Genomic DNA, 21510 nt, shown 5'->3' with positions numbered 1-21510 from the left:
CCTATAGTATGTTTCAAAGTCTATGAGCATATTCAGCTGAGCAGGATGATCACAACATCTTGCTCTAGAATCATGATCAGTAAAATTTTACATCTCACTCTTAGATATGAAGCTTATATTTCAAGAGAATTCTAATGTGCCAAAATATTCAATTTCAATATAATCTATATGATCAGCTTTACCATGAAGCAGAAGTGTTGGCAGGAGTAGATCACTTCATTCAAGAGGTTTGCTTGGGTAGTTATGATCTATATCATCAAAACCTAATGATAGACCTACAAAAATTAGTTCAGTCATTTAAGCCAATCTATAACGCTCATTTATTCTATTGCAATACAGTACTGATATTCATTGAGATTGTGAAGACAGTTGATTACACACTGAGCCAAATGCCACAGGCAGATTATGAATCTATTAAGTATTTTGATGAAATGACTGTATGGCATATTCTGACTTATATTCAATCATTATCAGGTTGTATAAAACAGCAACTAATTGAACATCAACAACGTGAATTGAAGAATCAACAAAGCCTTTTTGATTATGCATCCACACTCATTCATCATTATGCGAGAACGTTAGTTGTTCGGGTGGATCTATCTATTAAGAAAGAATATCAAGCCTTATACAACATTCAGGCATTTAACCAAGCCTTAGAAGTCTTGCGTCGGCGTATCGCAGATCAGGATTCTTGCTTTAGTGGTTTGCAAGGTTATGCTTGGGCATTGGAGCATGGGGTAAGCAAAGGCTACCATTGTCATCTCCTGCTTATGTACGATGGAAATATACATCAAGAAGGTTTTATGATGGGGCAGTGGGTCGGTGAGTGCTGGAAGCAGATTACTCATGGATATGGTTATATTTTTAACTGTAACCATCCCGACTATATGGCGATCTATGAAGCGATGGGGACATTAGGGATTGGTATGATTCATCGTCATGATGAAAATAAACTTAATAATTTTCTGAATTACGTTGTCCCTTATCTGGTGAATGCTGAAAAAGAGCAACAACATCCAAGGGTCAAGGATACGTCAAATATGCGTAGTTTTGGTAAAGGTGTGATCGATTCGAAAAACCGAAGAGGTTTATAAATATTGAATTTTTAATAGAGAACACATCTAATGTATTGTGTTCTCTATATTGTGTAATCTAGATACTAATGAGCGACGCAATATGACGTTTAGGATTGATGAAGATTAATTTTTGGACAGATAAAACTATATTTTTATTGTAAATTATTGGTTTAAATTTACTATATTTTTAATAAAAATTTATGAACTTAAATCATTCACTTTTAGAAATTATTCCGAGTTTAGAGAATTTAAAGTTACATCCTGACTTGGCTATAAATGATATTGAAGATAATCTGATTAAAGCTATGGCTAATGAGATGGTTTTGAATTATCAGGAAGTATTGTCGGTATATGCCGATATAGATGAGAACATAATTCTTCAGTTTGATAAAAATACGACACTAGCCTTCTTAACAGCAGTCATTCGCATGGAGCGTTTTGTAGAAGGTACGCTTCCTCATACTATTCGCTCAGGCCTAGTTTTAAAAGCAATAGAGCATCTGTCTATTTTAGCTGAGGCTCATCATAAGGTCATGCTCAATGATCTTTTGCAAATTCAAGATTTAGATAATACAAAAATTAGACTGAATGTCATGTTTGGTGGAAATTGGAACCCGATTGAAGTATTTAAAAATGGGAATATTGACGAAATTCTTAAAGGGCACTATTGGAATTATAATTCCAAGAAATCTTATAGAGAAGGCCAGTTCACTATTGGGCTCATCAGAATAAAACCAAATGAAGACTTATGGCTATTGGTTCATGTCGGAAGAGTGACTAAGGATCTTAATAAATTTAATGATGTTGGATATGAGTTTGAGGCTTTGGAACAATACCGTAAGTTCTTTGGTCGCTTAGTTGTGAAATATAAAAATTCATCTCAAACCTTAATTCGTTGGGCAAATACAATTATTGATGAATGCGAAGTACATCAACTTCTTCCCGATATTTTTGACAATGATATTTTCCCAGGATATGAAAATGTAAATATATCATGGCAGGAGTTAACACGAGTTATTGAAAAAGAATCATGGAAGACAGCTTTGCAAAATCAAAAAGCAGTATATTTGATTACGGATACATCTAATGGGAAACAATATGTTGGATCTGCATATGCTGAAAATATGTTGTTAAATCGATGGCAGAATTATGTGAAAAGTCGACATGGTGGGAATGTTCAGCTTAAACAACTTTCGAAAGAGCATATTGAAAACCATTTTAGATATTCAATTCTCGATATTTTTAAATCGACAACGGATGACAAAGTCATATTGAGTAGAGAAAGTTGGTGGAAAGATACTTTAATGACAAGAAAGTTTGGCTATAACTCGAATTAAACCAGCTCAGAATTTTTATTCTGAGATGAAATTGAAAAGCTCGGCAAGCTGCCGAGCTTTTCAATATGTACGATTCAATATTATTAAAATGTAATATTGAAATTACCTTGATCTGTAATGATTTCAGCTTCAAGGACTTGATCACCCTTACATTTCAGTAAATATTTCACTGTACCGCTATAATTTAAAGTCACAGGCATTTTGCTATAAAAATCACCTGTACTAAAGCCACAGCGACCACGGTTAATCTTTAAACCTTGTAAGGTAAACGGCTGTTCATTGGTTGATTGGATTTCAAGGAAGTAATCTATTGCACCAGGCACATTGAATGCAGATTGAGACTCCTGAGCGGTAATACGACCACGGGCACTGATTGAGGCAACATCATCAATAGCAGCCTCTTCCTCGTCAAGCGGGATATCGGCAACTTCCTGTGTATCGGTTGGATCAAGCTCAGACTCCATCATAGCTTTTAGCATATCAGGGTAGGTCTGCCACTTATCCAAGTAAGACTGCGCTTCCTTCTCATATGCAGGTAAATATAAATGACCTGAATCAACAATCGCTCGCATATCATTCAATCTGGCTTTGACTGCTTCCTCGGTATAGGGTGCATAAATAGATTCAGGCTTGGTATGCTTTGCAACAGCACTGGCAGACTCACCCGAAGTATCAGTCTTTGCAGATTGATTACCTTGACTACATGCCATCAATAGGGAACACAGGGCAATGGTGGAAAGTAAAGATTTCATGATTGCACTCCCTTATATTTTTGGACGAATAACAACGAACCAGATAAATAACAGGATCAGAATACCCCCTACAATTTTACCAACAACAGGAAACATCACCGCAGGCCAAACAAAGCCCTGTCCAATATTGTAGGCAAAAGACTTGTAGTTATACTGCCCCCAAAAGTGTTGATAGACTGCAAAGAAAAAGCCGATTACTAGATAGATGCTAATCAGACCTGTTTTAATATTTGAATTCATTTACTTTCCCCCAGTTGCAAATTTTGCCAATGCAATAAAAATTCCCATCACGATCATGAAACCAATGAAGGGTAGACCCAGTACACAAATCACAGCTATGACGCAGATAATGCCTGCAAGTGTTCGCATAGCTACTCCTTCATGCACTGATAGGACACATTGATCATATCTGTCTGGAAAGATTCAGTTTGCTGTAAGGTATAGATATTTTCTTTCAGTCCATCCTCACCATATTTGTTTTCAAGTTTGTCGTAGATACATGAACAGGTACTGCCATCAATGCCTCCTGTTTTACAACCACTGATAAACTGACGTTCTGTTTTACTGGCACAGCCTGCTGTCATCATGACTAGTGAGATGAGTGCAAGCGAAGTTAGCATTTTCATCGATTCCCCGAATTTTTTATTGTGTTATCAATTTTGCTCAACTCACTGAATCATGGGTGAGACAAAGCTTTCTAAGGCTAAATCGCTTTTAGATTAGTTCAATCAGCAAAATTTTATGGGTGCTATTAGGGTAACAAGGAAATTGAAAATCGTTTTAGGGAAAACAATAAAGATAAAAAATGCTTAGTCATGGGTATGACTCCTTTGGCTAGAAAGAAGTTTCACCGCATTACTGCTAAATAATGGTGGCGAAACGAAAAGGGGTTAGCAGACTGATAGCCAAAGGATCAGCACACCCGAAGGTGTCCCCCTCCCGTTCCGCCGCAGAGGGGGCACGCAGGGTCGCCCACCAAAAAGATAAACTTTTTAGTGTGCTTTGGCTGAACGGTCTGCTAAAACCGACTGACGATGTAGGTCAGCAATGGAATGATAAATTTAAGGTCTCGCTGAGTCAATCAAGCTGTAGTGAAAAAGAAATTAAAATCAAAGATCGATGATATGGATTGTTGCAAATGTCCAACAGTGCTAGGCATTTTGATTGAATACAGATCAAGTTCTATTGTTCTTTGTCAGGTAGGCTAGAAGTAAACGCTTCTGGAGGAATTGGTACTTTACGGGCTTTGAAGATTCTTTCGGATTCAGGCGTTTGTTGTATTTGATCTTTCATCCACTCTTGAGAAAAAGTGGGCTGATCACTTAATTTTTTTATCGTTTCAGGGTGAAGTGGAATTTTCGCTATTTGTGGTGGAAATATGCCTAATTTATTTAACTCAGTTTCATAATAGTTTTTTAGATCAAGTGCATTGTGTAATTGTTTTTTTAATTCAGTAATTTCATTTTGCAGTGTGATTAGACCAATATTTTTAGGTTGGATACTTTCTAGAACTTGTAATGCTTCTTCTTCATTGAGCACACCTTTCTCAATTCTTCCAAGTTTACCTGAGCGAGTCGCATGTCTAATTTGATGTTCGGTAAATCCATATTTTTCACAAAATTCGGCAATTCTAATTTGGGTCATAATTCTTAAGTCATTGGTGATTTTTGGATTTATCTTACTGATTTTATTTTGATAATCAACTTGTGAGATACTGTATTTAATAAATTTTTAAATGTGTGTAAAGAAATGTGGGATTATTCGGTAAATATCTAGAAAAAATCTTACTGACATACAGTAAGATTTTAACAGTGATATAAGTTGGTTCTATTAATGAATCAGTTGTTTGCACTGTGTTGATTTAAAGTGATTTATAATGTCTGTCGGAAAGACCAACTGACCATTACGTGGGTTAACATAAGAACCATTCATATCCGCCTTACACTGCTCTAACATATATTGAGCAATTTCATACTCATCACTTTCTAAAGCGAGCATAAATGGTGTGTAGCCTGAAATAGGTAACTTGGCTGGCTGATTCACATTTGCACCAGCATTAAGTAGGATAAATACGATTTTGTTAAGCTGTTCAACAGATGCTTTGGATTTCATTGCTTCAAACACTTCTTTACCAATCATCCTGCCCGTAGGCGTATCCAGATTTTTCAAAACATCATTTAACTTGAGTTTTCCTGCTGAATGTTGATATAAGCTGTACTTGCTTTGCTCGGGATGTAATAAGGTTCGCTGAATCATGTCCTCAAAATGAAATGATCTTTTTACACAGTGAAGCATTTTTAAAGCGAGGTGTAATGGAGTGTGGTGATCAATATCCGCAAGTAAGTTGACATTTGTACCCATATCCACCAGTGTTTTTACTAAATTAACATCCCCAAGTTGAATGGCAAGGTGCAATGCGCTTAAACGTATTTTTGTTGAGACTGCATTTAATGTTACAGGTAAAAACGTATGCTTTAATAGTATAGCTAATATTTGCTGCTGTTCATCAGATAACTCCATAATATGATCATATAAGCACATCGTGAGCGAAGAATCATAGCTAGAACTTAATTTATTTATATCTGCGCCAGCATCAAGTAATGCTTTCACAGTTTTAACATCACGTAATTGAATAGCATATAAAAGTTGAGGCATTTTCACTGTTTTTTGTTCATCAATTTTGATGACCTTATTCGGCTGGCTTAGATCAATTCTTATCTTGTTTTTCAAAGTCAAAAACTTTTGATTTGGTAGATCATTTAAAAAAGAACATTCATCTCTAATGAATAACTGTTTATCAAAAATATCACATACTTTAGTTTTTAAAGCCTTTAGTTCCCATGGTTCAAACACATTTTCCAATTTAAACTTTTGCGGAAGGTTGTCGAAATCTAAATCAACTTTAGAGAAACGTAAATGATAGCGAATGGCGATATTGGCGAATTTTCTGATTGAATGATTGTCAGGCGAGTTTTGTAATGAACAAGCCGTCAAAGCCTCAGTTAAAATTTGCTCAAGATTACGTCCATCATATTGAATGCAACTTTCTACGCATTTCGTATAGGGTTGAATTGCATCTTCAAGTTTCCCAGTAAATAAGTAGTAACGAGCCTTAGCCCAATAACCACTAAAGCGAAGGCTTTCAAACTCTGGATATTGATCAATGGTCTCCATAAATAAGTTGATATTTGTGAGACTAAATTCCAGTTGATTGGATTGATTCTGAATACGCTTATATAGGAGGGATAGAGTACCTTCTGCATTATCTGTATATTTATCTAAAATGATATTTTCTTTTGGAAGTTTCAACAAAGATGAAAAAATAAACTCATTCAATGACAAATGCATATATGCCGATTCATTTTCTGAGTTAAGCATTTGCTGAATAAAAGGCGCAAACTCTTGATCTGAAATGTCTTTCTCTGTTATGCCATTTTTATAAAGACTATCTAAAGCTCTAGCAGTTAAAAGAGCGGAGAGAACATCTGCTTGATTAGTGAAATGTACATGACTTTTAACAATAAGGTGTAAGTTTTGCGGATCAGGTAACTCCTCTAAATTTCCCCATACTCTGAATCGATCTTGTAGCTCTTTATCGAGTTTTTTTACGTTAAAACTTTGTTTTAAAAGTTCACATAAAAAATGAGATTTTTGGTTTTTGGCTACGAGGCCAAGTGAAACTAAATGTTGCTTTAGAATAGGAATAAATTTTACTGAGATCATCAGATTCAAGAAATCATTTGTGGTCTTTTGCTGAGCATCACCATTCAAGCTAAATAGTAATTGAAAATCATAAAATTCCTGCATTGCTTTTCTAAATGCATGAATCATTTTACTTTGAATTTTTGCTGAAAAATATTTGGTACTAAAAAGTGCTTTGATAAAGCTCTCTTCAAAATAATGCGGATAGTGAATATTATTCGTATATTCATCTATTTGCTTTGCTAGACCTGTATGATTCTTTAAGCCAAAATGGTTGGTGATTTCTCTGAGCAGTACCGCGCCTGTGGGAAATACTAATGATGGTGTTTGCATGTTAATTTCTTCTTAAAAATCGGTTTATATCGTGTTTAAATTGTTGAAAGCTTCTAAAATCACTTGGCGTAGATGGAATGGCTAACTTCCTATTGTTAATCATTAAAAAATTATGCTTTTTCCCTTTAGATAAATAGATAGATTCTTGCCTTAAAAGTTTAACAATGAATTGATGAATGTCTTTGTTGTTTGAAAACTTCATATCAATCATCATCGTCATAAAAATCATCATCTTGCTCAGCTTGACATGAAGAGCATAGTTCACCGTTCACGATAGAATTATAATATTCACCTTCTGGTAAAGCATCGCCATAGAGTGTTGTGTAACATTCTGCACATTGATATAAATTAGCCATGATTATCTCCTTTACAGCATGGAGGTAATATAAAATTTGTTAAATAAAATCACAGCAAAGCTGTTGGCGGAAAAATATCAAAAAAATGCAAATAGCGAAGTAGACTGAATAACATTCTAAATTATTTCAAATACATAACATCCTAATGAGAATCATGAAGCTTTTTCGAGCCATTCATGAATATATGAAAACAAAGCCTGCCACCCCGCAGGTTTTTTTATGCCCAAAATTAAGGAGTAGAGCTATGAGCTTGAGCTGTCCCTTTTGCCATTCAACGAATGTGATGTTGGTTGAAGCAAGTACGCAACAATCCAATACAACCTTATCTAGTCTGGTTACCCCAACCACATTGGGAGTATTAGGAACAACAGTCGCAAAGACATTCAATCTACCACCAATTATTGGTGGAATCGCAGGAACGGTTTTGGGAAGTGTATTGAATTCATTCACAGAATCAAGCACACCATCACAGCAAAATTTATGCTTCTGCCATAACTGCTACCAAAAGTTTCCAACACATCTTCTGTACTAAAGATTGATTCGTATCAACACAGATTCAAATTTCAATTTCAAAGGCTCTAGACTAGCAGAATAATTATGTTAGTCTAGAATAATGATAGAAAACAGTAAATTAAGTCACTACAAGATTAAAAAAATTATTCAATGCTTTTGTGTTGATATTCCTGCTTCCAAAACAGCCTTATTACTCAATTTAAATCGTAATACGATTAATTATTGGTACATGCTTTTTAGAGAAACTATCTATGATCATCAAACAGATTTAAGAGCTAAGTTTGTTGGTTCAATAGAAGTAGATGAAAGCTATTTTGGAGCGAAAAGGCAACGTGGGTTTCATGGAAAGTTAAAGCGTGGTCGTGGGACTCTAAAACAGCCAGTATTTGGAATATTCGAACGTAATGGGCGCGTCTATACTGAAATCGTACCTGACTGTAAAATGAAGACTTTACAAGAGGTTATAATTGGTAAAGTTTCACTTGAGAGTGTGATTTATAGTGATGGATGGCGTGGCTATAATGGTCTTGTTGATGTGGGTTATTCAAAGCATTTTAGGGTAAATCACGGAGCAAATGAGTTTGCTAGAGGACAATGCCATATAAATGGAATAGAATCATTTTGGAGCTTTTGTAAAAGAAGGCTAGCAAAGTTTAACGGCATATCAAAAGAGTACTTTGATTATCATCTTAAAGAAACTGAATGGCGTTGGATGAGGGAACCTAATGAGTTAGCAACTGAGCTGTGGAACCTCATTAGGTAAAATTAAGTGTAAATCTGCTAGTCTAGAGCCTTTCAAATTAAAAGGAATAAAACGATGTCACATCAAATTGAACAAATGGCGTATGTCGGAGAAACCCCTTGGCATGGGCTCGGCAACCAACTCACCCAAAACCAACCGATAGAAGTCTGGGCACAACAAGCAGGCATGGACTGGCGCATTGAATCCTCCAATGTCAGTTATATGGCTCAAAATGAACGAGGGCAAAGTATCATCATGCCCTATGAAGAACAACGAGTCCTTTATCGTTCTGATACCCATGCTCCACTGTCAGTCGTCAGTCAACGCTTTCAGGAAGTTCAACCCAGAGAGATTTTAGAATTTTATCGCAACCTCACTGAGCAATCAGGCTTTGAGCTTGAAACCGCAGGTGTATTGAAAGGTGGAAAGAAATTCTGGGCATTGGCACGTACTGGACAAACCTCTATGTTAAAGGGTAAAGATGTCAGTAATGGCTATATGCTTTTAGCAACCGCATGTGATGGAACCCTTGCCACCACCGCACAATTTACCTCGATCCGTGTGGTCTGTAACAACACTTTATCCATTGCCTTAAAAGGACAAAATAGCAGTGCAGGTGTGGTCAAAGTTCCACACAGTACTAAATTTGATGCAGATAAGGTCAAACAGCAATTGGGTATTTCAGTACGTGCATGGGATGAACACATGTATGAAATGAAGCAACTGACACAGCGTAAGGTTAGTCAGATGGAAGCCTCTGCTTATTTTGATGCAGTATTCAATAACAACACCATGAACAACGTATTAGATCAGGAGGACAACATCATTCAGTTCTACCGTGATGTAGCCTTGCAAGCCCAAGCCAATAGCAAGGAAAAATCTGAACCGAATGCCAAATCGATGAGTAAAGCGATGGAGATGTTTAACGGTCAGGGGCGTGGTGCAGAGCTGAGCTCTTCCAAAGGAACAGCCTATGGATTACTGTGTTCCATCACAGAATTTATTGACCATGAACGCAGAGCTATGAGTACTGATCACCGTCTCGATTCAGCTTGGTTTGGTGCTGGTGCATCGATCAAACAACGAGGATTGGAGCAGGCACTCAATATGCTTGCATAGTGAGACAAATACATTTTTCAGTCATGGAAATTTAGACCTATATTCTTATTTTAAAACGGAATATTAAATTTTAAGAATAATCAAACCATAGCTTCGGCTGTGGTTTTTTTATGCCCGAAATTTGTCATTTCGATCAAAACGACTTCATAACGCTCAATTAAAAATCAGGAATTCAACATGAATACAGCAATATTAAATCCTTCCATTCAACAAGCAAGTACACCTTTTATTGCCCCAAAATTGTTTACAGCCAAACGCCTAGTGAATACCAAAAATATGACACAGGCAGAATGGCTTGAAGTAAGACGCAAGGGAATCGGCAGTAGTGACTGTGCATCCGCATGTGGGCTGAATCCCTATATGTCGATGCTTGAACTGTGGATGATCAAAACAGGGCGAGTTAAACAATCCATCGAAGATGAAAGTTCAGGACATGCACCTTTATATTGGGGCAAGCAACTTGAACCTTTGGTCGCTGAATACTACAGCATGCACACCAACAACAAAGTCCGTCGTATCAATGCTGTACTGCAACATCCCGAAGCGGATAAGCATTTCATGCTAGCTAATTTGGATTACTCCGTGGTGGGCAGTGATGAAGTACAAATTTTAGAATGTAAAACCGCAGGAGAATATGGTGCCAAACTTTGGCGAGATGGTGTGCCTTTATATGTCCTGTGTCAGGTACAACATCAATTGGCGGTGACAGGTAAAAAAGCAGCACATATTTGCGTACTGATCTGTGGGCATGAAACTCGTATTTTCAAAGTGACACGCTCGGAATCAGTGATTGAGCATATCGTCAATGCTGAACGCTACTTTTGGGAATGTGTGGAAAATGATACACCACCTGATGTGGATGCCAGTGAATCGGCAGCCAAAGCCATACAGCAGCTCTATCCACAACATATTCCGTTGACTGTTGAAGACTTGAGTCATAACGAACAAGCCAATCAATTGTTTGCTCAACTGATTCAAGAAAAGCATCACATTGAAAAACATCAAAACAATTTTGATGAAACTAAGCATCAAATTCAGATGTTGATGAGGGATGCTGAACGAGCAACCTTTGTCAGTGGTTCAGTGACATGGAAGAAATCCAAAGATTCAATCAGTTTAGACAGCAAAGCCTTACTCAAATTTCACCCAGAAATGCTTGAGCAGTTTCCGCAAAGCAAAACAGGTACACGACGTTTTCAGATCTACACAGATGACTGAATTCATCGCATCGATATTTCTAATCTTCCAAAAAGCGCAAAAAACCACCCCGATCCACCGACTCCCGAAGGAGCGGTGGACTAATAATGGCGGTCTTTGCATTTCATCTGATCTTTAAATGGTTTTGTATTTGTTTACATAACAAAGGGTCAGCAGTAAAAAAATATTAGGAGTTACAAACCATGATTAAAGGTTTAGCGATTACACCACCGGCTCTGGGACGTATCAGTATTGGCCGTATGGTAGAAAAGAATGGCAAACGTCTACCTGAAAAAGATGATCAGTTCACCATTACTTCCCAGATTCAAAGTAAAGAGAGTGGCTGGATAAAACATCCATTAGATGAACAACTTCGGGCGCAGGCACCCAATCAAAAACTTAGAACCATTCCAGTTAGAATGATCTTTAATGATCCTGATTTAAACTTACGTGCGGAGTACAGCCTATTCGATCGGCAGACCGGTCGACCTGTTTGTGTAGGTAATGGTGAAACCTGCCAACGTTTAACCAATCAAGGGGTCGAGCAACATCCCTGTCCATCACCTGATTTATGTCCATTGGCTCAAGGAGGGAATTGCAAGCCTTATGGACGTTTGCATGTGAATTTGGATGACTCGGATGAGTTTGGAACATTTATCTTTAGAACCACAGGCTTTAACAGTATTCGGACTTTGGCAGCACGCTTGAGTTACTACAGTGCAGCTTCAGGAGGCTTACTGTCGTGCCTACCATTGCAACTCACTTTAAGAGGGAAAAGTACCACACAAAGCTATCGCCAGCCGGTGTACTACGTGGATCTAACTTTACGAGAGGGTATTAGCCTGAATGATGCCATTACTCAAGCCAAGCAAATTGATGAACAGAGCAAGCAGGCAGGGTTTTATCAGGAGGCACTGGATCATATTGCCAGACGAGGTTTTGCCAATGCACGGTTTGAGATGGATATACAAGAAGGGTTAGACGTGCTGGAGGAGTACTTTCCTGAACAAGAGCAGAACCTGACGGTAGAGCAACAAGGTTCACCTGAAGGGTTTGTGCAGGATATTCAGCAGGGGTTGCAGCAGAGTGTGAGGGTGGTGAATTAAGATGGTTGAATTACAGAATTGATAAACTTGGGAGCTTCGGCCATTGCTGTCCCACAATTTTTCACAAGAGGAAGCTCATTTGAGCTTCCTCTTGTTTTATGGGTATTTTATCGGGTGAAAATAAAGCTTTTAAAGTTCTTCTTTCAAACAAATTCACTTGAATTATTCTGAGTAAACGTTGAACTGTCCAACCTGTTTTCCCTAAATGTTGAGCGAAACTCACCAATAAATAGGCGATCATCGCAATCCAGATTTGTGTCTGAATTGCGTTCCTGCTGCGGCCTAGAAACGCTTTTAATTTGAGATTCTGCTTAATCGCCTTAAAGAACAGCTCAACTTTCCAACGATCTTTATAAATCGCCGCAATGGTGGAGGCGGCTAAATGAAAGTTATTGCTGAGAAAGCTAAAGTGCTTGCCACTTTGCTGATCTCTATATTCAATTCTTCTTAACACTGGGGCTTTTCTTTTTAGGGCATGTGCGCTATTCAGCTGAATGGTTTCATCTTTTAGAATACCTTTGGATTCAAGCACTGGATGTTGCTGGATCACCTGATACACAGATTTAGGCCTAAAACGTGTGACAAATCCAATGTTTTGAGCAGTCAGATTTGCATACCATTGGTAATCGACATAGCCTTTATCAAAAACTACAATGCTGCCAGCAGGAAACTGGAATTTGCGGCCTTGTACCATGTCATTTTCTTTGCCATCTTCAACTGCAACAAACTCAGGAATATCATTGCTGTGATTCAATCCTATGCTGAGTTTCATGCTGGCTTTTGAGTCATGAACTTTGGCCCATTCACATAAGGAAAGCGACAGGTCAATATGACTGGCATCCAAGGAATACAAGGGATTCTTAAAGCGAAATTTATGAGCTACTTTTGAGTGTTCATAGTATTTAAGCAACTTGTAAAATAGCTGTTGATACAAGGCAGCAGGCTGCTGCTCATTGATTCGTGCCAGCGTGCTTCGGGGAATAGACTTTGCTCCGAGATGACTTAGCTTTTCCTGTTGGCACTCCAAATTGGATTGAATATCTCTCAGGCTTTGTCTACAAGAGAATTGAGACATCAATATGGCAATAAACTGATCCCACCGGGAAGCCGCTCTAAATTTCTGTCCAACATGGTGTACTTTAGCAAGTTGTTCAAAATCCTGTCGCACAACAGGTTTAATTAGCTCATGAAATACGGTATTCTGATGTGACAAAACCTGAATCCTGGTCGTTAAAGTGTTTGTTTGCACTCATATTTTAACTGTTAGGACTCAGGTTTTTTTATTTAAAGCAAACTATGGGACAGCAGTGGAGCTTCGGCTCCCTTTATTTTTTATATCTGCCTGATGCTAAATGAATGAGTGGGTAATCAGGTCTAATTGTTGATTTATCTTGTATTTGAATATTAACTTATAGGTTAATATTCGTTTTAACTTTGATTCTTATTTTTTTTTACAGGATTTGTAAATGACCAGTACCCAACAACGCGCAGCACTGCAACGCCAAATCTGGCAGATAGCCAACGATGTCCGTGGCGCAGTTGATGGCTGGGACTTCAAGCAATATGTTTTAGGTACGCTATTTTATCGTTTTATTAGTGAAAATTTTGCCAGTTATATCGAAGGCGGTGACGACAGCATTAAATATGCTGAACTTTCTGACCAAGTTATTACTACAGATATCAAAGACGATGCGATTAAAACCAAGGGTTACTTCATCTACCCAAGTCAATTGTTCGGCAATATTGCTAAAAATGCGAATAATAACGAGAGTTTGAATACTGACTTAGCTGCTATCTTTGCTGCTATAGAAAGTTCTGCCAATGGCTACCCGTCGGAGCAGGACATTAAAGGCCTATTTGCTGACTTTGACACAACCAGTAACCGTTTGGGTAATACTGTCAAAGATAAAAATATCCGCTTGGCTGCTGTGCTCAAGGGCGTAGCAGGGTTACATTTTGGGGATTTTCAAGGCAGTCATATCGACCTGTTTGGTGATGCTTACGAGTTTCTGATTTCTAACTATGCAGCCAATGCAGGAAAATCAGGAGGAGAATTTTTTACTCCGCAGCATGTGTCAAAGTTGATTGCCCAGCTTGCCATGCACAAACAAACCAGCGTCAATAAAATTTATGATCCTGCTTGTGGTTCGGGTTCTTTACTTTTACAAGCCAAAAAACATTTTGATGCTCACATTATAGAAGACGGTTTTTTTGGACAAGAGCTCAATCATACGACCTACAACCTTGCGCGTATGAATATGTTCTTGCACAACATTAACTACGACAAGTTTAATATCCAGTTAGGCGATACGTTAAGAGAACCTCACTTTGGCGATGACAAACCTTTTGATGCGATTGTGTCTAACCCACCGTATTCGGTGAAATGGATTGGTTCGGATGACCCCACTTTAATCAATGATGAACGCTTTGCCCCAGCAGGCGTACTTGCTCCCAAATCTAAAGCCGATTTTGCCTTTGTGCTTCATACCTTAAGTTATTTATCTGCTAAGGGTCGAGCGGCCATTGTGTGCTTCCCTGGTATTTTTTACCGAGGTGGTGCTGAGCAGAAAATTCGCCAATATTTGGTAGATAATAACTATGTAGAAACGGTCATTTCGCTTGCATCGAACTTGTTTTATGGCACCACCATTGCTGTCACCATTCTGGTTCTATCCAAACATAAAACAGACACTACAACCCAGTTTATAGATGCTGGTGGGTTATTCAAAAAAGAAACCAATACCAATACTCTGACAAATGAACACATTGAACAGATCATGCAGGTGTTTGACAGCAAGGCCAATTTAGACCATTTTGCCCAGTCTGTACCTTTAGAGGCGATTCAATCCAACGATTATAATCTGTCCGTGAGTAGCTATGTTGAAGCCAAAGACACGCGTGAAAAGGTGGATATTTTTCAGCTTAATGCCGAGTTAAAAACCACTGTGACTAAAATTGATCAACTTCGTAAAGAGATTGATGCGATAGTGGCAGAGATTGAAGGGGAAGACGTGGTATGAGTAATACAGATTTTATGCAAAAGCTACTTGATGGCGCACAGGTTGAATGGAAAGCAGTTTCAGAAATATTTCATTTAAAAAATGGCTATACACCATCGACATCAAAAAAAGAATTTTGGGAAAATGGTTCTGTTCCGTGGTTTAGGATGGATGACATCCGCGAGAATGGTCAAATCCTTGGAGACTCATTACAAAAAATCTCGGAAAGTGCTGTAAAAGGGGGGAAATTATTTCCTGCCAATTCCATCATAATTTCAACATCGGCCACGATTGGTGAACATGCATTAATTACTGTTCCATATTTGGCAAATCAAAGGTTTACCAATTTAAGTTTGAAAGATAGCTATGTAAAAGTTTTTGATATGAAGTTTATTTTTTATTATTGTTTTTTATTGGCAGATTGGTGTAAAAAAAATACAACGATGTCAAGTTTTGCCTCTGTAGATATGGATGGTTTTAGAAAATTTCAAATCCCCATTCCAAGCCCAGAGAATCCTAAAAAATCCCTTGAAATTCAAGCCGAAATTGTACGAATTTTGGATGCATTTACTGCTATGACTGCGGAGCTGACTGCGGAGCTGACTGCGGAGCTTAAACTGAGAAATCAACAATATCAATATTTTAGAGATAAATTATTGACATTTGATATGAGCGAAGCACAATCGCCTTCGGACGAGAGCGGACGAGAGCGGACGAGAGCGGACGAGAGCGGACGAGAGCGGACGAGAGCGGACGAGAGCGGACGAGAGCGGACGAGAGCGGACGAGAGCGGACGAGAGCGGACGAGAGCGGACGAGAGCGGACGAGAGCGGACGAGAGCGGACGAGAGCGGACGAGAGCGGACGAGAGCGGACGGCGGATAGAGGCTAAATGGATGACGTTGAGAGATGTTGGTACTTGGTACGGTGGGGGAACTCCATCTAAAAGCCATAGTGATTATTGGGAAAATGGAACTATCCCATGGGTTTCGCCTAAAGATATGGGGCGACCAATTGTTGATTCAGCTCAGGACTATATTACCGAAGATGCGATTGAAAACTCTTCGACAAAGTTAGTACCAGCAAACTCAATTGCAATAGTTGTTCGCTCAAGTATTTTAGATAAATTACTGCCAAGTGCACTAATTCCTGTACCTGTTGCACTTAATCAAGACATGAAAGCTGTAATACCACACAACCATATTATGCCTAGTTACCTTGCACATATGATTAGATCAAGAGGGGAGGATATTTTGCGGGCAGCTAGGAAAACAGGCGGATCTGTAGCATCTATTGAAAGTAGTAAACTCTTTTCTTTTTATGTTCCAATTCCTCACCTTGATGAGCAAAAGCGAATTGTCACTATTTTAGATAAATTCGATACTTTAACCAGTTCAATTACTGAAGGTTTACCACGTGAAATTGAGCTACGCCAAAAACAGTATGAGTATTACCGTGATTTGCTATTAAGTTTTCCTCAGTCATCTATCCCATCACATTGATATTTGTGGAGCACCAACATGGAAAAAATTGGTCAAGTCAAACAACTCATTCGCGAAGTTAACCGTTTGCACCGTGATTTTTCCAAGGATTATTTTGAACATGGCAAAATTGAGAAAATTAACCTCTCTAAAACCATTCGGCACGTGCCTGCTGCACATATTTATAAATACCGTTTAACCTTACACGAAAGCATTAATGACTACTTGATGACCGCAGATATAGACATCAAATATTTTTACCGAGTAAAAACCCGTGAAAGTATTGATGACAAAATACAGCGCTATTCTGCTCGTGAAGACCAATATCCTGTAAACAATTGGCTTAATGATATTTTTGGTGCACGTATTATTTTAACGACTGAAGAAATTGAGAGCGTGATGGATTTGCTGGATGACTGGCAAGATGAACTAAACCTTAAAAACTGGTATTTGCGGGATAAAGAAGGCTATCGTGGTTTGCATATCTACTTTAAAAACAGAAGTAATTTTTATTTCCCTTGGGAATTGCAAATTTGGAATCATGAAGATATTCAAAGCAATATTGAAAATCACGAAAAATTTAAACGCAATTTTATCTAAAAAATTCTAAAAATCACTTTGGACCTATCTTCTCGGTCAAAAATCAATGGAATCAAAACCATGACTAATTATAAGCCTATTGCCGAAACTAACAATTTTATTGTCTTAGATAAATATTGCAAAGAATGGCAAGCGGTTGACAGCTACCAAAGTGAAGGGGATTTAGAGCGCGAATTCATTCAGGACTTGGTCAATCAAGGCTATGAATATTTGCCCATTTTAAACAATGCTAAAGCTTTGTTGGCAAATGTACGTGAGCAACTTCAAGCATTGAATAACGTACAGTTTTCTGATGGCGAATGGTTACGCTTTGTTGAAATCTATTTGGATAGACCGAGTGACAGTGTTGTTGATAAAACCCGCAAGATTCATGACGACTATATTCATGATTTTGTCTTTGATGATGGGCATATTCAAAACATCTACCTTTTAGATAAGAAGAACGTTGCTCGTAATAAAGTGCAGGTGATTAAGCAGTTTGAGCAAAAAGGCAGCCATGCAAACCGTTACGATGTCACCATTTTAGTAAATGGCTTGCCTTTGGTGCAGGTCGAACTAAAAAAACGTGGCATCGCCATCCGTGAAGCTTTTAATCAGGTACACCGTTACAGCAAAGAAAGTTTTAATAGCGAAAATTCCCTCTATAAATATTTACAGCTGTTTGTGATTTCTAATGGGACTGATAGTCGTTATTTTGCCAATACGACGACACGTAATAAAAATAGTTTCGACTTCACTATGAACTGGGCCAAGGCCGATAATAGCCTAATCAAAGATCTGAAGGACTTCACGGCTACTTTTTTCCAAAAAAATACTTTGCTGAATGTGCTGCTGCATTACTCTGTTTTCGATATCAGCGATACCTTGTTGGTGATGCGTCCTTACCAGATTGCGGCTACCGAGCGCATTTTGTGGAAAGTCCAAAGTTCGTATCAAGCCAAAAACTGGAACAATACCGAAAGTGGCGGTTTTATTTGGCACACTACAGGTTCTGGCAAAACCTTGACCAGTTTTAAAGCAGCACGTTTAGCAACTGAGCTGGATTTTATTGACAAGGTTTTTTTTGTGGTAGATCGCAAAGACCTTGATTATCAGACCATGAAAGAATACCAGCGCTTTTCGCCCGATAGCGTCAATGGTTCAGACAGTACCGCAGGTTTAAAACGGAACTTGGATAAAGATGATAATAAAATTATTGTCACCACCATCCAAAAACTCAATAACCTGATTAAAAGTGAAGGTGACTTGCCCATTTATAACAAGCAAGTAGTATTTATTTTTGATGAATGTCATCGCAGCCAGTTTGGTGAAGCTCAGAAAAACCTGAAGAAGAAGTTTAAAAAGTACTATCAGTTTGGCTTTACGGGTACGCCTATTTTTCCACAAAACGCCCTTAGTGCTGAAACTACAGCCAGCGTATTTGGCCGTGAGTTGCATTCTTATGTCATCACCGATGCGATTCGTGATGAGAAAGTGCTGAAATTTAAAGTGGACTACAATGATGTACGTCCACAGTTTAAAATCATCGAAACCGAACAGGATGAGAAAAAACTCAGTGCAGCGGAAAACAAACAAGCCTTATTGCATCCCGACCGCATCCGTGAAATTAGCCAGTACATCCTGAATAATTTCCGCCAGAAAACGCACCGCTTACAAGCGGGTAGCAAGGGCTTTAATGCCATGTTTGCCGTCAGTAGTGTAGAAGCTGCCAAGCTGTATTATGAGTCACTCAACAACCTGCAAAAAAACAGTGACAAGCCTTTAAAGATTGCCACTATTTTTTCCTTTGCAGCCAATGAGGAGCAAGATGCCGTAGGTGATATTCAGGATGAAAGTTTTGATATTTCAGCCATGAACAGTAGTGCAAAAGAGTTTTTAAACGCCGCAATTGCGGACTACAATAAATTGTTTAAAACCAATTTTAGTGTTGATAGTAAGGGTTTTCAAAATTATTACCGTGATCTTGCCAAGCAAGTCAAAGCCAAAGAAATAGATTTGCTGATTGTGGTAGGGATGTTCCTGACAGGATTCGATGCCCCTACGCTTAACACTTTATTTGTAGATAAAAATCTACGTTATCATGGGTTGATGCAGGCCTATTCGCGTACCAATCGTATTTATGATGCCACCAAAACGTTCGGCAATATTGTTACTTTTCGAGACCTAGAGCAAGCGACCATTGATGCGATTACTTTATTTGGTGATAAAAACACTAAGAATGTGGTGCTAGAAAAAAGTTATAAGGAATACATGGAAGGCTTTACCGATGTGGTGACTGGTGATGCACGGCGCGGTTTTGTGGATATTGTGAAAGAATTAGAACAACGCTTTCCTAACCCCGATGAAATTTTTAAAGAATCAGATAAAAAAGCCTTTACGAAATTATTTGGCGAATACTTGCGTGTAGAAAATGTGTTGCAAAACTACGATGAATACGCCAGCCTAAAGGCTTTGCAGAATGTTGATGCGAATGACCTTGTGGCAGTTGAAGTATTCAAGACCCAACATTACTTAAGCGATGAGGATCTGTCAGCCTTGCAAACCATTCAGATGCCAGCTGAACGAAAAATCCAAGATTACCGTTCCACTTATAATGATATTCGTGATTGGTTACGTCGGGAAAAATTGGCTGAACAAAAAGAAAAATCGACCATTGATTGGGATGATGTAGTTTTTGAAGTAGACTTGCTGAAATCACAAGAAATCAATCTGGATTACATTCTAGAGCTGATTTTTGAGAACAATAAAAAGGTGAAAGATAAGGCAACGTTAGTTGAGGATGTGCGCCGAGTGATCCGTGCTAACCTAGGCAACCGTGCCAAAGAAAGTCTACTGGTCGATTTTATTAATCAAACAGACTTAGATCAGATTGGTGATAAGGCTAGCGTGATTGATACTTTCTTCACCTTTGCTCAAGCAGAACAACAGCGTGAAGTACAAGAACTGATTGGCGCCGAGAACCTGAATGAGGATGCAGCGAGACGTTATATTGCGACCTCGCTGAAACGGGAATTTGCCAGTGATAATGGCACTGAGCTCAATGCTATTCTGCCTAAAATGAGTCCATTAAACCCACAATACTTAACCAAAAAGCAGAGCATTTTTCAAAAAATTGCAGCGTTCGTTGAAAAGTTTAAAGGGGTAGGGGGAAAAATTTAGTATGAAATACCAACCGCCTTATACCATCACCTCAAAAATCATTCATCTGATTGCTCAGATCAGTGAGAATATAGGGCGTTTGACTGTTTTAGAGGAAATTCAGGACAGCTTAAAACTCAGAAAAGCCAATCGTATCCGTACTATTCAAGGTTCACTTGCGATAGAAGGGAATACGTTAAGTACAGAACAAATCACGGCGATTCTAAATGGTAAGACTGTGATTGCACCTCCGAAAGAAGTTCAGGAAGTGCGCAATGCCATTAAAGCCTATGAAGCATTTCAACAATGGCAGCCAAGCCAAGAAGTAGACTTATTACAAGCACATCAAATTTTAATGACAGGCTTGATTGATGAAATCGGTCAATATCGTCATGGTGGTGTGGGCGTAATGTCAGGTGATCGAGTGGTACATATGGCTCCACCTGCCAATCAAGTTCCACGTTTAATGGCTGATTTACTAGAATGGTTAAATGATAGAGAAATACATCCACTAATCCAAAGTTCAGTATTTCATTATGAGTTTGAATTTATCCATCCATTTGCAGATGGTAATGGCCGAATGGGTAGACTATGGCAAACATTGATCCTGAGTGGGTGGAATTCAATCTTTGCCAATATCCCAGTTGAAAGTCTGATCTATCAAAATCAAAAAGCTTATTACGAAGCATTGCAAGCAAGTACAGATCGTACTGATTCAGCACCATTTATTGAATTCATTTTGCAGATGATTTTAGATGCAATCCTTGACTCTACACAAAGCGATCAAGACACCGCTCAAGCTAGCGATCATGTTACCGCTCAAGCTGGCATACATGTCCATAAAGAACTCAGTGATCAAGTACAGCGTTTAATTTCAGCATTAGGGCAAGATGATTATACCTTGGCTGAGTTGATGCAATTTGTGGGTTTAACGCATCGAGCAACGTTCCAAAAGAATTACTTGAATCCAGCAATAGAAGCAAATTTGATTGAACGTACCATTCCTGATAAACCGAAAAGTCCGAAGCAAAAATATAGATTAAAAAGATAACAATACTTT

At 38.4% G+C, this 21510-nt stretch carries 21 protein-coding genes and 2 pseudogenes; 14 read left to right on the top strand and 9 right to left on the bottom strand.

What is annotated here, in order from left to right; translation table 11 throughout:
• Positions 1-134: 134 nt before the first annotated feature.
• From F907_RS02865 to F907_RS0118195, 3 genes and pseudogenes are all read left to right on the top strand, one after another.
• Positions 135-1094 (top strand): YagK/YfjJ domain-containing protein, encoded by a 960-nt coding sequence (locus tag F907_RS02865; protein WP_016653073.1) that lies wholly within the window; start codon positions 135-137, stop codon positions 1092-1094.
• Positions 1095-1276: 182 nt separating this feature from the next.
• Positions 1277-1576: pseudogene (locus tag F907_RS19410) on the top strand (DUF6508 domain-containing protein); the annotation flags it as partial.
• A 33-nt stretch (positions 1577-1609) separates the two neighbouring features.
• Complete coding sequence (locus tag F907_RS0118195) at positions 1610-2413, top strand: GIY-YIG nuclease family protein (protein WP_032811740.1); 804 nt, start codon at positions 1610-1612, stop codon at positions 2411-2413.
• Between the two features lie 83 nt (positions 2414-2496).
• On the opposite strand, the gene F907_RS02870 is transcribed toward F907_RS0118195, so the two are convergent.
• The 8 genes from F907_RS02870 to F907_RS19055 form a co-directional block, all read right to left on the bottom strand.
• Entirely contained in the window at positions 2497-3165 is a 669-nt protein-coding gene (locus F907_RS02870; protein ID WP_005206876.1) for a hypothetical protein, read from the bottom strand.
• A 12-nt stretch (positions 3166-3177) separates the two neighbouring features.
• A complete protein-coding gene (locus F907_RS02875; protein WP_005206878.1) occupies positions 3178-3405 on the bottom strand; it encodes a hypothetical protein in 228 nt (75 codons plus the stop codon).
• A complete protein-coding gene (locus F907_RS19380) occupies positions 3406-3534 on the bottom strand; it encodes a hypothetical protein (protein ID WP_005206880.1) in 129 nt (42 codons plus the stop codon). It lies immediately after the preceding gene.
• Positions 3535-3536: 2 nt separating this feature from the next.
• Positions 3537-3791 (bottom strand): hypothetical protein, encoded by a 255-nt coding sequence (locus F907_RS02880; RefSeq protein WP_017402032.1) that lies wholly within the window; start codon positions 3789-3791, stop codon positions 3537-3539.
• 556 nt (positions 3792-4347) lie between these two features.
• On the bottom strand, positions 4348-4809 hold the full coding sequence (locus tag F907_RS02885; RefSeq protein ID WP_005206884.1) for a hypothetical protein: 462 nt from the start codon (positions 4807-4809) through the stop codon (positions 4348-4350).
• A 186-nt stretch (positions 4810-4995) separates the two neighbouring features.
• A complete protein-coding gene (locus F907_RS02890) occupies positions 4996-7200 on the bottom strand; it encodes an ankyrin repeat domain-containing protein (RefSeq protein ID WP_016653071.1) in 2205 nt (734 codons plus the stop codon).
• 1 nt (position 7201) lies between these two features.
• The gene (locus F907_RS0118185; RefSeq protein WP_225761790.1) at positions 7202-7420 is read right to left on the bottom strand and encodes a hypothetical protein; all 219 of its coding nucleotides are present in this window, start codon (positions 7418-7420) and stop codon (positions 7202-7204) included.
• Complete coding sequence (locus tag F907_RS19055; RefSeq protein ID WP_005206888.1) at positions 7404-7556, bottom strand: hypothetical protein; 153 nt, start codon at positions 7554-7556, stop codon at positions 7404-7406. Before F907_RS19055 ends, F907_RS0118185 begins: the two co-directional genes overlap by 17 nt.
• A 244-nt stretch (positions 7557-7800) precedes the next feature.
• On the opposite strand from F907_RS19055, the gene F907_RS18640 reads away from it, so the two are divergent.
• The 5 genes from F907_RS18640 to F907_RS02910 all read left to right on the top strand — a co-directional run bounded on the left by F907_RS18640 (position 7801) and on the right by F907_RS02910 (position 12233).
• Positions 7801-8088 carry a hypothetical protein gene (locus F907_RS18640; protein WP_081400810.1) on the top strand — a complete coding sequence of 96 codons (288 nt, stop codon included), beginning with the start codon at positions 7801-7803 and terminating at the stop codon, positions 8086-8088.
• Between the two features lie 81 nt (positions 8089-8169).
• The gene (locus F907_RS02895) at positions 8170-8832 is read left to right on the top strand and encodes an IS1595-like element ISAcra1 family transposase (RefSeq protein WP_016651315.1); all 663 of its coding nucleotides are present in this window, start codon (positions 8170-8172) and stop codon (positions 8830-8832) included.
• Positions 8833-8886: 54 nt separating this feature from the next.
• A complete protein-coding gene (locus F907_RS02900; protein WP_005206890.1) occupies positions 8887-9930 on the top strand; it encodes a DUF932 domain-containing protein in 1044 nt (347 codons plus the stop codon).
• A 177-nt stretch (positions 9931-10107) separates the two neighbouring features.
• Positions 10108-11148, top strand: a complete 1041-nt coding sequence (locus F907_RS02905; RefSeq protein ID WP_005206891.1) for a YqaJ viral recombinase family nuclease — start codon at positions 10108-10110, stop codon at positions 11146-11148.
• A gap of 182 nt (positions 11149-11330) precedes the next feature.
• Positions 11331-12233 (top strand): recombination directionality factor, encoded by a 903-nt coding sequence (locus F907_RS02910; protein ID WP_005206892.1) that lies wholly within the window; start codon positions 11331-11333, stop codon positions 12231-12233.
• A 61-nt stretch (positions 12234-12294) separates the two neighbouring features.
• On the opposite strand, the gene F907_RS02915 is transcribed toward F907_RS02910, so the two are convergent.
• Positions 12295-13446, bottom strand: a complete 1152-nt coding sequence (locus tag F907_RS02915) for an IS4-like element ISAbe18 family transposase (protein ID WP_016651381.1) — start codon at positions 13444-13446, stop codon at positions 12295-12297.
• A gap of 253 nt (positions 13447-13699) precedes the next feature.
• On the opposite strand from F907_RS02915, the gene F907_RS02920 reads away from it, so the two are divergent.
• The 6 genes and pseudogenes from F907_RS02920 (at position 13700) to F907_RS02940 (ending at position 21501) form a co-directional block, all read left to right on the top strand.
• Positions 13700-15253 (top strand): type I restriction-modification system subunit M, encoded by a 1554-nt coding sequence (locus F907_RS02920; RefSeq protein ID WP_005206893.1) that lies wholly within the window; start codon positions 13700-13702, stop codon positions 15251-15253.
• A pseudogene (locus F907_RS0118175) lies at positions 15250-15969 on the top strand (restriction endonuclease subunit S); the annotation flags it as partial. The gene F907_RS02920 and the pseudogene F907_RS0118175, both read left to right, overlap by 4 nt.
• 158 nt (positions 15970-16127) lie before the next feature.
• On the top strand, positions 16128-16733 hold the full coding sequence (locus F907_RS02925) for a restriction endonuclease subunit S (protein ID WP_016653069.1): 606 nt from the start codon (positions 16128-16130) through the stop codon (positions 16731-16733).
• An 18-nt stretch (positions 16734-16751) separates the two neighbouring features.
• Complete coding sequence (locus tag F907_RS02930) at positions 16752-17312, top strand: nucleotidyltransferase family protein (protein WP_005206896.1); 561 nt, start codon at positions 16752-16754, stop codon at positions 17310-17312.
• 60 nt (positions 17313-17372) lie between these two features.
• Positions 17373-20471: an HsdR family type I site-specific deoxyribonuclease gene (locus F907_RS02935; RefSeq protein WP_005312113.1), complete on the top strand. Its 3099-nt coding sequence runs from the start codon at positions 17373-17375 to the stop codon at positions 20469-20471.
• 1 nt (position 20472) lies between these two features.
• Complete coding sequence (locus F907_RS02940) at positions 20473-21501, top strand: Fic family protein (protein WP_005312115.1); 1029 nt, start codon at positions 20473-20475, stop codon at positions 21499-21501.
• Positions 21502-21510: the final 9 nt, after the last annotated feature.

Origin of the sequence: Acinetobacter colistiniresistens (assembly GCF_000413935.1) — a bacterium.
Taxonomy (GTDB): domain Bacteria; phylum Pseudomonadota; class Gammaproteobacteria; order Pseudomonadales; family Moraxellaceae; genus Acinetobacter; species Acinetobacter colistiniresistens.
Note: the sequence above shows the minus strand (reverse complement) of the source record. Positions and strands in the feature narration are given on the sequence as shown.

Bases quoted from the DNA above. Each gene is read 5' to 3' on its own strand.
- F907_RS02865 (WP_016653073.1), top strand. From the start codon at position 135: ATGTGCCAAAATATTCAATTTCAATATAATCTATATGATCAGCTTTAC.
- F907_RS0118195 (WP_032811740.1), top strand. From the start codon at position 1,610: ATGCTCAATGATCTTTTGCAAATTCAAGATTTAGATAATACAAAAATT.
- F907_RS02870 (WP_005206876.1), bottom strand. From the start codon at position 3,165: ATGAAATCTTTACTTTCCACCATTGCCCTGTGTTCCCTATTGATGGCA.
- F907_RS02875 (WP_005206878.1), bottom strand. From the start codon at position 3,405: ATGAATTCAAATATTAAAACAGGTCTGATTAGCATCTATCTAGTAATC.
- F907_RS19380 (WP_005206880.1), bottom strand. From the start codon at position 3,534: ATGCGAACACTTGCAGGCATTATCTGCGTCATAGCTGTGATTTGTGTA.
- F907_RS02880 (WP_017402032.1), bottom strand. From the start codon at position 3,791: ATGAAAATGCTAACTTCGCTTGCACTCATCTCACTAGTCATGATGACA.
- F907_RS02885 (WP_005206884.1), bottom strand. From the start codon at position 4,809: ATGACCCAAATTAGAATTGCCGAATTTTGTGAAAAATATGGATTTACC.
- F907_RS02890 (WP_016653071.1), bottom strand. From the start codon at position 7,200: ATGCAAACACCATCATTAGTATTTCCCACAGGCGCGGTACTGCTCAGA.
- F907_RS0118185 (WP_225761790.1), bottom strand. From the start codon at position 7,420: ATGACGATGATGATTGATATGAAGTTTTCAAACAACAAAGACATTCAT.
- F907_RS19055 (WP_005206888.1), bottom strand. From the start codon at position 7,556: ATGGCTAATTTATATCAATGTGCAGAATGTTACACAACACTCTATGGC.
- F907_RS18640 (WP_081400810.1), top strand. From the start codon at position 7,801: ATGAGCTTGAGCTGTCCCTTTTGCCATTCAACGAATGTGATGTTGGTT.
- F907_RS02895 (WP_016651315.1), top strand. From the start codon at position 8,170: ATGATAGAAAACAGTAAATTAAGTCACTACAAGATTAAAAAAATTATT.
- F907_RS02900 (WP_005206890.1), top strand. From the start codon at position 8,887: ATGTCACATCAAATTGAACAAATGGCGTATGTCGGAGAAACCCCTTGG.
- F907_RS02905 (WP_005206891.1), top strand. From the start codon at position 10,108: ATGAATACAGCAATATTAAATCCTTCCATTCAACAAGCAAGTACACCT.
- F907_RS02910 (WP_005206892.1), top strand. From the start codon at position 11,331: ATGATTAAAGGTTTAGCGATTACACCACCGGCTCTGGGACGTATCAGT.
- F907_RS02920 (WP_005206893.1), top strand. From the start codon at position 13,700: ATGACCAGTACCCAACAACGCGCAGCACTGCAACGCCAAATCTGGCAG.
- F907_RS02925 (WP_016653069.1), top strand. From the start codon at position 16,128: ATGACGTTGAGAGATGTTGGTACTTGGTACGGTGGGGGAACTCCATCT.
- F907_RS02930 (WP_005206896.1), top strand. From the start codon at position 16,752: ATGGAAAAAATTGGTCAAGTCAAACAACTCATTCGCGAAGTTAACCGT.
- F907_RS02935 (WP_005312113.1), top strand. From the start codon at position 17,373: ATGACTAATTATAAGCCTATTGCCGAAACTAACAATTTTATTGTCTTA.
- F907_RS02940 (WP_005312115.1), top strand. From the start codon at position 20,473: ATGAAATACCAACCGCCTTATACCATCACCTCAAAAATCATTCATCTG.